The sequence below is a fragment of the Bhargavaea massiliensis genome (assembly GCF_018390575.1).
Taxonomy (GTDB): Bacteria; Bacillota; Bacilli; order Bacillales_A; family Planococcaceae; genus Bhargavaea; species Bhargavaea massiliensis.
In genome coordinates this window covers 263,129-275,273 of record NZ_JAHBCJ010000002.1, presented here as the reverse complement: position 1 = coordinate 275,273, position 12,145 = coordinate 263,129, and the positions used below count along the sequence as shown (strand labels likewise).

The following is a 12,145-nucleotide window of genomic DNA, read 5'->3' as shown; positions in this document are numbered from 1 at the left end:
AATAGGAACCCAAAAAATCCCGCAAGCAGCGTTTGCTTGCGGGATCTTTTGGGTTATCATTTGATGCCGTCCAAATCGGTAATGATCGTTACATCCGGATGGCTTAGCAGTGCCGTAATCGGGTACTTTGTCGTTTCTTTACCTTTGATAAGCTGCTCCAATGCATGCCGCTTTTTCTCACCAAAGGCGATCAGAATAATTTTCTTCGCTGAAAGAATCGAAGAAATACCCATTGTCAGTGCTGTTTCAGGAATCTCGGACCGGTCTTCAAAATACTGGCTGTTGACACCGAGTGTCGACTCCGTCAGCTGAGTCAAATGCGTGATGGACGTAAACGGCGTGCCCGGTTCGTTAAAAGCGATGTGGCCATTTTCACCGACGCCGAGGAATTGCAGGTCGATGCCCGCGTCACGGAGACGGGCCTCGTACTCCTCGCACTCTTCTTCAAGGTCGCCTGAAGTGCCGTCGGGAATATTTGTCTCCTTGAACGGCTTTTTGCTGAACAGATGATGGTTCATGAACCAGGCATAGCTGTTCGGGTTATCAGCGCCCAAGCCTACGTATTCGTCCAAGTTGAACGAGATGACACGTGAAAAATCCAGATTTGAATCGGCCCATGCCGCATAAATCGGCTCCATCGTGCTCCCTGTTGCCAGCCCGAGCACTTCCAGTCCGCCTGCCAATTCCTCGCGCATCCGCTCAAGGACAACCTCTGCTGCTTCTTTTTTGTCCGCCACTTTCACATACCGAATGTTTGCCATATCCTTCACGTCCTTTTTTTCGGTCCTTTCCCGGACCGTTATTGAACCAACCCGGCGTTTGCCGCCCGCTCGACCGCTTCGGTCACCGCCACGTGCACGTTCGGGTCAAGTGGGTGCGGCACAAGATCCCCTTCGCGTGTGCTGTCCACAATTGCCTGAGCGGCTGCGATCAGCATCGGGTAGGTAATCTCTTTCGCGCGCGCATTAAGAGCGCCCCTGAAAATGCCAGGGAATCCAAGCACGTTATTGACGAGTCGGCCATCCGCCGCGAATGCGGCTCCCGCTTCAAGTGCGTCGTCCGGTTTGATTTCCGGATGAGGGTTTGAAAGTGCCAGGATGATCTGTCCTTCCCTGACCTGCTCTTTTTTGATCAGGCCTTGCACGCCTGTAGTGGCGACGACGATATCACTGTTCTCCATGATTTCATCGACAGAAGAAACGACGGTTCCTCCGCTTTTTTGGAGACGGTCCTTCGCTTCGTCGCTCAAGTCACTGCCGTACACTTCTTCTACACCGTAAGCCAAAAGCATCCGGCATATGGCAAGGCCCGCCGCGCCCAGGCCGATCTGTCCGACCTTCGCCTTTGCGAGGTCGACTCCCGCTGTCCGACAGGCGGACAGGACTGCCGCAAGCGTGACAACGGCAGTGCCGTGCTGATCGTCGTGCATCACGGGGATATCCAGCTCCGCCTTTAGGCGGTCCTCGATCTCAAAACAATGCGGAGATCCGATATCTTCGAGGAGAATTCCTCCGTAGCCTTTGTGGATGTGCTTGATTGTTTCAACGACTTGATCCGGATCACTCGTATCCAGCAGAATGGGAACGCCGCTGATGCCGACGAACTGATCGAACAGGGCAGCTTTCCCCTCCATGACAGGCATCCCTGCAACCGGCCCGATATCACCAAGTCCCAGGATGGCAGTCCCGTCCGTGACGATTGCGACGGTGTTGCCGATGCTCGTAAAGTAGTGAGCCTGCTCCGGATCCTTTTCGATCGCCTTGCAGACGTTTGCCACTCCTGGAGTGTATACACGGCGCAGGTCACCGAGGGAACGGATTTCCCTTCGGCTGCCCATGTGGATCTTCCCGCCTTCGTGAGCTTTCAGCACATCGTCCGATACGGCATGGATGGTGATGCCCCCGCCAAGCTGGCTGATTTTCTCGACGACCCGTTCAATATGCGCTTCGTCCTCAAACTGGACGGAAATGTCCCGGATTGTTGAATGGGTCCCGATTTTCAATGTTTCAATGTCTCCGAGATCAGCCTGTTCGGCACCGATTACAGAGACGACTTTTGCGAAGTTCCCCGGCACTTGCGGAATTTCGACGATAAGATTCCTGATGATGCTATATTCCATTGATGAGTTCCCTCCTGCTGTCACAGTGCCTACTCATTTTACTATTGTGACCCTGCAACGTAAACCGGAAGCTTCTTCTGCGCAATCACTGCTCTTTATCTTCCCAGCATTCGGCGCCTTTAAGGCCTGGAACAGATGATGCGTGGAAATCCGGATTCAGCCCCTGACGTCTCTGCACCATGAAGTCATCAAGTACTTGATAAGCTACTTTCCCGAGGAGCAGGATCGCAACCAGGTTGATGACGGCCATTGTCCCCATAAACAGGTCAGCCATGTTCCAGACAAGCTGGACCTGTGTCAGTGAACCGAACATGACCATGGCAAGAACACCAAACCTGTACACCGTCAGCCAATTCCTGTTTGGGCTGATGAATTCGATGTTCGATTCACCATAATAGTAGTTGCCGAGGATCGAGCTGAATGCAAAGAAGAAAATCGCGACCGCGATAAAATAAGGGGCCCAGGAACCGACCAGCACATCGAGTGAAGCCTGGGTCAGGATGATGCCCTCCTGCTCCGCTGTATCATAGACACCCGCAAGGATGATCATGAACGCAGTTGCCGAACAGATGATGATCGTATCGAAAAAGACACCAAGACTCTGCACAAGACCCTGTTTGGCGGGATGGGAAACACTGGCGGTGGCAGCGGCATTCGGCACACTTCCCATCCCGGCTTCATTCGAGAACAGGCCCCGGCGGACGCCCTGCATGACGGCGACACCGACCGCGCCACCTGTAGCCTCACGCAACCCGAATGCCTCTGAAACGATAAGAGAAAACATTGCAGGCACTTCACTGAAATTAAGGACCAGCACAACAAGCACGACCAGCAGATAGATGACTGCCATGATCGGCACAAGGAACTGCGTAACACTCGCAATCCGCCTGACCCCGCCGAAGATCACCACTGCCGACAACCCGATCAGCACTAAGCCAACTGCCCAGTCGGGAATGGCGAATACACTGCTGAATGACTCCTTGATGGTATTTGCCTGGACTGCATTAAAGATGAACCCGAAAGAAAGTGTCAGCAGGATGGCGAAGACAATCCCCATCGGCCGGTTTCCGAGAGCCTTCTCCATGTAGTAGGCAGGCCCTCCGCGGAATGTATCTCCGTCCTTTACCTTATATACTTGTGCCAATGTGCTTTCGATAAAAGCGGTCGCCATACCAACCAAAGCGACCATCCACATCCAGAACACCGCACCGGGTCCTCCGATTCCGATCGCCAACGCGACACCGGTCACATTCCCTGTCCCGACACGTGAAGCGGCACTGATGGCAAACGCCTGAAATGGAGAGATCCCATCTTTGTCGTCTTTTTTTTCCGTGAGTAACCTGAACATTTCACCGAACAGCCTTACCTGCACAAACCTCGTCCTGATTGAGAACCAGATCCCGATGCCGAGCAGGACGTAAATCAGAACATATGACCAGAGCAGGTCATTTCCTTTTCCAACGATCCATTCTAGCGCTTCCTGGAACATTTCTTGTTCACCTTCCACTTATGTATTGGCCGATCGGCCCACTTTTCCTCTATGTAAAAGAGAGATCGGCTGTCTCGGCCGACAGCCGCCATCCCTTTTATCGACTTACAGAAAGCGCTCTCTGTGCCGGTCATCGATCCGGTCACGGGTCACATTGGACTCATAATTGTCGATAACCGGTTCCACTTCCTCACCCAATGGAGCAGGCCCGAGGTTAGGGTCCGCACCCGGGGCAGGCACCCCGCCGTCATAATAGTTTTCATCCACCAGTTCAGCAGGAATCCTGCCATCCGAAACAGCGTTGCTGCCGCTCCGATTCAGCTGTTCTTCCTTGAACTCCCTGGCGTCCGGTCCGATGCTGACTGAGCCCTCATCAGGAGCACGATTGATTCCCGGGGAATTCACGCTGCCGTCCTCAACTCCGACGACATTACTGTCACCGTTGTCCGAATCACGAAACGTATGATGGACATCCCTGTCCCCGCCGGTTACAGCAACACTTTCCTCTGGCTTTGCCTCTCCTGTACGGCTGTCTTCTGCCAGCCGGCCTTCCCGAATGGCCTCTTCACGGTCTTCCGCATTGTAGAAGCCACGCTGTTCGGACGGATGCAGATTATCTTCCAGCAACGCATCGGAAGGCATCGTCGCACTCGTCATATCTCCGTCAAGTTCAGGTGATGGCGGGTCAGTCCGACCGGTTTCCATAAACGGGCCGGCCGCTTCAGGCAGTCTGGAATAATGGGCGTCTTCCAATGGTTGTTTGTTTTGTTTCGGATCATATTCTCGGTTCATATCGTTTCCCTCCTGTCGGGTCGTACTTTAAAAGTACCCGATATCAGGAATACCGAAACGGACGGGACATACAAAACGCCCGACCGTCTCTTGCACGGTCGGGCTCACAATCACTAATGGTCGTTATCGTTTTCTGGAGACGATCAGTTTGGTTTGCCTGGCTTTTCAGGCTTCCCTGGTTTACCTGGTTTACCTGGTTTATCCGGCTTTCCGTTTCCAGGTGTTTCGCCTTTTGCCTGCTTGCGCTCGATGGTGACAGTCTCGGTGGTTTCGTGTCCGCCAAGGTCAACTACTTTGAATGTATAGTCGAACTTGCCTTCAACGAGCGGCACATCCACTTCGATTGTCTGATCGAAACTCTTGCTGCCGTAAGGTTCGCTAAGTTCATTGGCGAAGACTTCGCTGTCATTCACATAGAGCCGGATCTCATCGAAGCGATCCTTCACCTGTACCTCTACGGTGACAATTTCTTCTTCTGTCTTTTTAGGAAGCTTAGACTTGATGGAAAGTTCGGCAGCTGCCGCATCGACGAAGATTCTCCGGGCGATGGACATTTCGTTGCCGTGTTCGTCCGTTGCGCCCACTTTTATTGTCTGGAATCCGTCTTCCAGTGTGATTGTGTGAGAGAAGTTCTTGCCGTCGAATTCCGTGACCGCTTCTCCGTTGACCGTAACGGAGGTGATTGCGGACTCGTCTTCCACATGGCCGCTCACTGTGACTTCATTCGTATCATAGACGGAGAAGTTGGTCGGCTCATCGATGTAGATTACTGGCCGGTTCTGTTCTGTTGGTTTTGTGGAGATGTCATACTCGGAAACGTTCTTGGCCGCGTCATAGACACGCGCCTTCAGCTCATCACCCTTATCCGCTGCAATCTCAAATGTGGTCTCGGTGATCGGCAGTGTTTCGACTACTTTGCCGTTCAGGAGGACTTCCCAGACATCCGCGCCTGTTCCTTCATCCGAGAACTCTCCGGCAGTGACAACATCGGTTTCCGGATTATAAGAGAACTCGGCTTCAGGTGCCACAGTATCCACCTTCACAGGGAACTTGATCGACTGCCATTCGGCATCTTCAAAGTCGATGACTGCCTTGAGTTCGATGAAGTACTGGCCATCTTCCGCAGGCTTGCCGTTGATCTTGCCGTCCCACGCATAGTTCATGCTGTACGTATACGGCAGTGCAGTCGCGGAACTGATATAGTGTTTGCGCAGGTCAGCAGCCGTCCGGATCGTGCGGACTTTCTTGCCTTCCGCATCAAGAACGTTCACTTCCATCTGCTTGGCGTTCCGGAAGAGCGAGTAGACTGGTGTGACTTGGTCTCGAAGACCGTCACCGTTCGGTGAGAAGCCGAAGCGGTCAGTATCGAAGTTTCCGCCGCCATCGACAAACTCGCCCTGCTCATCCGCAAGGGCGGTGGAGCCCCAGTACGTGCGCTCGTCCCATGCAAAGTAGTCGAAGATCGGCGCGTCATCCCAGCCGCCGTTGAATCCGAAGAACGGCACGGAGAGCGGGACATTGCCCGTGATTTCTTCATTCGGGTCTTCCAGGAAGACGAATCCGTCGATAAAGTAGCCGTTCGTGAAGATCGACTTCAAGCTATCAACATTTGAGAGGTCGACCGTGACTTCGATGGTCGCTGTGCCGTCGGCCGGAACCGTTACGGTTTCAGGTGCATCGATTGCTACTTCTTCCGTCAGGACCATTGAGCCCATGAGGTTGGAAGCCGTTACGAACGTGCCTCCCGCATTGACCGGCTCATCCGCCTGGACTGCAGTTGAGACATTATACGTCTTCTCTTCATCAGAGAAGTTTTCTGCTGTAAGAGACAGGGTGATCGTATTGTTCTTGATTTCCTTCAGTGCGACTTTCGCTTCGCCTGATGCCGAGTCAGTGATCACGACATCCGTATGGAGCGCGTCGGCCAGCTGCATCAGGCCCGCGCCTTGGCGCCGAGGCGAAACATAGTCGCCGTTCTCTTCATCAAAGACGACCGGATTGGCCGTGTTCATGAGGAGTTTCTTGGCAAATTCGGAACGCTCGCGCCCTGTGAGGCCGAACTCTTCATCGACGCGCTCGAACAGGAGTGCCGCTCCGCCCGACACGTGAGGAGCCGCCATCGATGTGCCGCTCATGATGCCGTACTGGTTATTTTCAAGCGTGGAGAAGATGTTGCCGCCTGGAGCTGTGATTTCCGGCTTGAAGTCCAGGTTCGGAGTCGGACCCCAAGAGGTGAAGTCACTCATCTCTCCTGCGTTGGCATTTGGTGTATCGACATACTCACCGTCGAATGTGACCGTAACAGTCTCACCGGCCTTTACGGCTTCAGACATTGCCAGACCATCCGCCTGGAGGATTGACATATACGGAATCCGGATCGCCGGATCGGATGCCATGTTGATGGTGCCAGCCGTGTTGTTGTAGATGATGACGCCAGCAGCACCGGCTGCCTGCGCATTCAGCCCTTTGTCAACGAATGCAATGTCACCACGGGAGATTAGGGCATATTTGCCCTTGAAGTCCTTGCCTTCAAAGTCTTCCGGATGTCCGAAGCCCGCATCCACAACTTCGAACGTCTTCTGTTCCTGATCGACAGGATCGACGTCGTTTGCGAGCAGATAGCCGCTCCGCTGTTCTTCACCGCCTCCGATCGTGTAGCCGAAGCTCATGGTCCGGACCATATCGTTCTCAAAGGATGCCACACCAAGAGAGTCCTTCGAGACGCTCGGAGACCCTGTCACACCGTAGTCCTGGTTTTCCACATAGTTATAGAAGTAACCGTCTCCGTAGAGAGCGGAGTTTCCTGCGGAGATAGAGACCAGGATCCCGTTTTCGACAGCGCGGGAGACCGCCTGCTGTTCAGCGCTTGTCTCATCGACGTAGCCTGCGGTGGAACCGAGGCTCAGGTTCAGGACATCCGCACCAAGCTTGATGGCATCATCCATCGCCTTGACGTAGACATCTCCGTAAGTGGACGGATAAAGCGGATCGTTGCCGAATACTTTCAGCGCAAGGATCTGGGCTTCAGGAGCGACCCCTTTCACACCGCCATTTTCTTCGTCACCGTTAGCTCCGACCGTACCGGCCACGTGCATGCCATGCATGGAAGCGTCAGGCGCGATGTCTCCGATGATGTCGTTTTCATCCATATAGTTGTACCCGAACGGAACTTTTGGCGTGTAATATTTCCCGCCCTGCAGGGTGCCCGCAGCCAGTGTCTTTTGGACTTCCGCTTTCGTCAACTCACCCGTAGACGGGTCCGTGAGCACCATGTCACGGTGTTTAGGATCCATACCCGTATCAATGACACCGACAATCATGCCTTCTCCTTTAAATCCGTACTCTTCCCAGAAGCGCTGGGCCTGTACAAGATCCTTGGAAGAAATCATTTCAGGCTTCTCCGCCGGGCGTTCATATTCAGTCGACTCATAGACGGCCTTGACACCACTAAGATTGGAAAGCGCCTTCACTTCTTTCGCTTTCACATTGGCCGAGAATCCGTTGAAGACTGTCGTGAACTGGTTCTTCACTTTCATGCTCGGCGCTTTGGCCTTTGCGTTTTTCAGCACATTTTGCTGTGCGGCTTTCAGTTTCTGTTGTGTGGTCTCTTTCTGGAACTTCGAGAGGTCCTTGTACAAGATTCCCCTGTTCGTCGCTTCCTCGATCGCCGGCTTTTCATTGAGCTCGACAATCACCCGTACCTCTTCTTCAGGCTTTTCCGGATCTGCCAGACGTTCAGGCAGTTTCGGCGCAGGTTTTTCCAACGTCAATTTGCCTGAAGACGGCAAGTTGCCGGCCGACGGAACCGCCGCGAAGGCAGCCGTGCTGAATGAAAGGACGAACGCGAGGGCCAAAAGCAATGCCCGCTTCATCGTTTTCAAGCCATTTTCCCCCTTATAATAGAAATATTTCACTCGAAAGTAGAGTGGCAATTACGAATTTATCATTATATTCGAAAAACAGGAATATGCCAGAAGAATCTATTGCAATATTTAGTTTAGGTAATTTAGCCCATATAAAATGGCTTGGCAGCCTTTCATAGAAAGACCACCAAGCCACAAATATAAATGATTGCCTTAATGCCGTTATCACTGCCGTAATCTGCTTCGTAAAACTGCTGCCAAATAAGCGGGAAGCAGCATGGACCGCCTCCATCTTGAGGGTTGCTTCAGTATCCGATAAAGCCACTCCAGATTTAGCGTTCTCCATATCTTGGGCGCGCGCTTTACGGTACCAGAGAGCACATCAAAACTTCCTCCTACACCGACAAAAACTCCCTTACTGAAATCCGTATAGTTGTTATAGATCCATGACTCTTGCTTTGGTGCCCCCAAAGCCACAAACACCAAATCAGGTGCCGTTGCTTTTATTTGTTTGGCGACCTCTTCAGGTGATCCGGTATACCCATCACTCGATCCGGCAATTGTCACCTTTGAATAGGTCTCCCTGATGACAGTCCGAAGTTTTTTCAATACTTCCGGCTTTGCTCCATAGAGATAGATACTTAAGTTGTTTTTTTCTGCCAGATTCAAGAGCTCTTGCATCAACTCAACCCCAGGTATCCGCTCCTTTAATGGATGTCCGATAATTTTGGAACCTATGATCAGACCGATACCATCTGCGACTACATAGTCGGCTCCCTGGACAGCTCTGGCAAAGTTCAAATCTTTATTTGCCATCATGATAATTTCAGGATTGGCAGTGACCAGAAATTTACGCTGGTCGCGTCTGATTGATTCTGATAGCTCATTTAGTAGTTCTGTTTTTGTGAAATTATCTATATCAATGTTTAGTATTTCTATTCTTTTCAACGCTGTTCCACCATCCGAACAAATTTATTCCTTGGAAGCCGCTCGCCTCAAGAAGTTAATCATACCATTTTGCAGGTGTTTATTTGAACAACGGATCCGAGGCGGCAGTTCGGGTATCCCCGCGCAGCTTCCGGACGAACTTGCCAAGCCGCTCCATTCCCCTCCCCAATTGCTCCATGCTTGCCGCGTAGGATATGCGAATATGACCTTCTCCGTACTGCGTAAAAGCACTGCCATGGACGACTGCCACCCCCTCCTCCTCAAGCGCACGGATGGCGAAGTCTTGTGAGGTCATCGGGAATTCCTCGATCGAGGGAAATGCGTAGATAGCGCCGGTCGGATGGACAAGGGGAAGTTGCATTTCATTCAGTGCAGCGGTGATGAATGCCCTTCTTTTGATGTAGGCCCGGTTCATCTTTTCCGGCGCTTCGGTGGATCCCGTGTATGCCTCAATTGCGGCATACTGTGACGGGGTCGGTGCGCAGATAGCATTGTACGCGTGAATTTTCACGATATGCTGCATCACCTCTGCCGGACCGAACAGTACACCGATTCGCCATCCCGTCATAGAATGGGACTTGGAAAGGCCATGAATGAGGAACAGCCGGTCGCGCAGCGCCGGGTAGGCCCCGAATGACCGATGAGGTGCGTCGAACGTATTCTCGGAATAGATATCGTCCGACAGGACAAAAACCTCATGCCTGGCGAGCACCGTAGCAAGCCGGTCCATCTGATCTTTCGGAATCGCAACGCCTGTCGGATTCGACGGATTGTTAAAGATGACGACCTTCGTCTTCGGCGTGATCATCTTTTCAAGTGTATCCGCGTCCGGAATAAACCCGGTCCGCCGGGTATCCAGATAAACCGGAATCGCGCCGGCCAGCCGGATCAGCGGCTCGTAGCCCGCGTAGATCGGCACCGGGATGATCGCCTCATCACCCGGCTCGAGAATCGTCCGGAGCACCGCGTCCATCGAACCGCTCCCACCCCCGGTGATCACCGTCTCGGTCGCCGGATCGTAGCGGAACCCGTACCTTTTGCCGTAGTACGCGGCAGCCGCCTCCCGCAGCTCCTGCAGTCCCGCATTCATCGAATACCCTGTCGATCGCTGCCCGATCGCCTGTCGAGCGGCCTCCTTCACCTCATCCGGCGGCGGAAAATCCGGCTGTCCCACCGTCAGATTCACCGCCCCCGGATGCGCCGGCAGCCGGTTTGACATCTGTCGGATCCCCGACAGCGGCGTTTTCTCTACAAGCGGATTGATCTTCAGCGCCATAGTGACCATCCTTTCTGATTTAAAGATAGTGTATGAGTGGAGTTGCGGCAGGCAGAAGATGAGACGTTCACATACTGGGTTGAGACGTCCACATAGTGGGTTGAGACGTCGACATACTTCATAAAGACGTTCGCTTACTGCCCGGCCCCGCTTTCATTCTTTTCGTTGCTTGTGCATCCGCCCACTTCAGAGGACCTTCTTCCTTCTTATGATAGCCGGTTGCGGGAGGCTCACCGAGCTTGATCAGATCTAAGGACTTCAGCACCCGTGTCGCCTGTGAGCTATGCCGAAGTTGGAGAAATTCCCTGCATTGCTTGTTCATGATTTCCGGCTCAATCAGGATCAGGCGGTCTTGAACCGCCTGCCGCACCGCTTCTCTTCCCGATAGGTCGCAGTTTTTGCAATGCCAGCTCCGCGGCGGCGCGTTCCAGCCGATGGATCTCCCAGTCAGTCGTATTCACTTGCGGCTCCTCTCCGGCCGGAGGGGGAACGCAAATAAAAAGCGTCCGGCTTCGTTTCCTCTACCATAGGCGAAGAAAAGCCGTGACGCAATAGCCGAATTTTCAATTTTTAGAATTCCACTCAAGAAAGTGCCGGAATTGGATGGCAGGTTACCATGTGAACGTCTTATACCGGTATGTGAATGTCTCACTCTCTGGCAGCGCGCTCTCCTGGATTCCCCTTGGCACGCCAGTTCCTCCACAGATCTTCCGCCGCTCCGGATCCGAATAGGACGCCGGTGACAATGAGGATCAGGCCGAGCAGGTGGCGGATGGAGAGGGCTTCACCGAGGAACAGTGCGGAGCCGAGAAGGGCGACGAGGGTGTTCAGGTTCATGAATATGGCGGCTTTTGTCGGGCCAGCCTGGCCGACAGAGTAGTTGTAGAGCATGTGGCTGATCGCGGTGCCGAACAAGGCACTGAGGCCAAATATCAGCCAGAACGTCGGCGGGACTTGCCCGAATGCCGCAAGCTCCCCGGGTTCTGTAATTAGTCCGATAACGAATAGCGTGGAGCCCCCGATGAGAAGCATGTATGCAGTCAGAAGCCGGGGGTCGAGTGTCTTCGCTGCTCTTGCGACAATCAGGAAGCTGAGCACTTGGACCGCGATGGACATGAAGATAAAAGCATCCCCCTGTGAGATGTCCGAGAGCCCCCCTCCTGCAAGGACGACGGAGCTGACACCGATAAGCCCGAGCAGAACCCCGAGCCACTGCAGCCTGGATGGGAACACCCGGATGAGCAGCGAAGAAAACACCGCTGTCAGAAACGGGCCGGTCCCAAGGATGAGGGCGGCGTTCGTGCCGGATGTCATCGTCAGGCCCTTATTCAGAAAAAAGTGGTGTCCAACAACATTCAGCAGCATGCCGGGAATGATGTAGATCCATTCCGTGCGCCGTGGCAGGCGGATTAGCTTCATCGTGGAGAGGATGATGAAGACGGCGACCCCTGCGGTGAAAATCCGCAGGGAGGTCATCGTGACCGGCCCTACAAACTCAAGAAGATACTTCAGCATCGGGAGGTTCAGCCCCCACATGAACATCACGAGCGTCAGCATCAGATAAATCTTCCACATAGGCCTGTCTTCCTTTCCCCCGCCTGCAAGGCATGTTCTGTTATTGCTGTTAGTATATCAGACCGGCAGAATGCGGCAGCAGA

At 53.4% G+C, this 12,145-nt stretch carries 8 protein-coding genes; all 8 read right to left on the bottom strand.

What is annotated here, in order from left to right; genetic code table 11:
* Positions 1-56: 56 nt before the first annotated feature.
* Positions 57-761 carry a glucosamine-6-phosphate deaminase gene (locus KHA84_RS04165; protein ID WP_213422273.1) on the bottom strand — a complete coding sequence of 235 codons (705 nt, stop codon included), beginning with the start codon at positions 759-761 and terminating at the stop codon, positions 57-59.
* Positions 762-799: 38 nt separating this feature from the next.
* Positions 800-2,119: an NAD-dependent malic enzyme gene (locus tag KHA84_RS04160; RefSeq protein ID WP_213422272.1), complete on the bottom strand. Its 1,320-nt coding sequence runs from the start codon at positions 2,117-2,119 to the stop codon at positions 800-802.
* An 85-nt stretch (positions 2,120-2,204) separates the two neighbouring features.
* Positions 2,205-3,608, bottom strand: coding sequence for an alanine/glycine:cation symporter family protein (locus KHA84_RS04155; protein WP_213422271.1), 1,404 nt, complete (start codon positions 3,606-3,608; stop codon positions 2,205-2,207).
* Positions 3,609-3,713: 105 nt separating this feature from the next.
* Complete coding sequence (locus KHA84_RS04150) at positions 3,714-4,400, bottom strand: hypothetical protein (RefSeq protein ID WP_213422270.1); 687 nt, start codon at positions 4,398-4,400, stop codon at positions 3,714-3,716.
* A gap of 143 nt (positions 4,401-4,543) precedes the next feature.
* Entirely contained in the window at positions 4,544-8,272 is a 3,729-nt protein-coding gene (locus tag KHA84_RS04145; RefSeq protein WP_236823123.1) for a S8 family serine peptidase, read from the bottom strand.
* A 216-nt stretch (positions 8,273-8,488) separates the two neighbouring features.
* Positions 8,489-9,211 (bottom strand): WecB/TagA/CpsF family glycosyltransferase, encoded by a 723-nt coding sequence (locus KHA84_RS04140; RefSeq protein WP_213422268.1) that lies wholly within the window; start codon positions 9,209-9,211, stop codon positions 8,489-8,491.
* A gap of 79 nt (positions 9,212-9,290) precedes the next feature.
* Positions 9,291-10,487: an aminotransferase class I/II-fold pyridoxal phosphate-dependent enzyme gene (locus KHA84_RS04135; protein WP_213422267.1), complete on the bottom strand. Its 1,197-nt coding sequence runs from the start codon at positions 10,485-10,487 to the stop codon at positions 9,291-9,293.
* A 648-nt stretch (positions 10,488-11,135) separates the two neighbouring features.
* Positions 11,136-12,062: a DMT family transporter gene (locus tag KHA84_RS04130; protein ID WP_213422266.1), complete on the bottom strand. Its 927-nt coding sequence runs from the start codon at positions 12,060-12,062 to the stop codon at positions 11,136-11,138.
* Positions 12,063-12,145 lie beyond the last annotated feature (83 nt).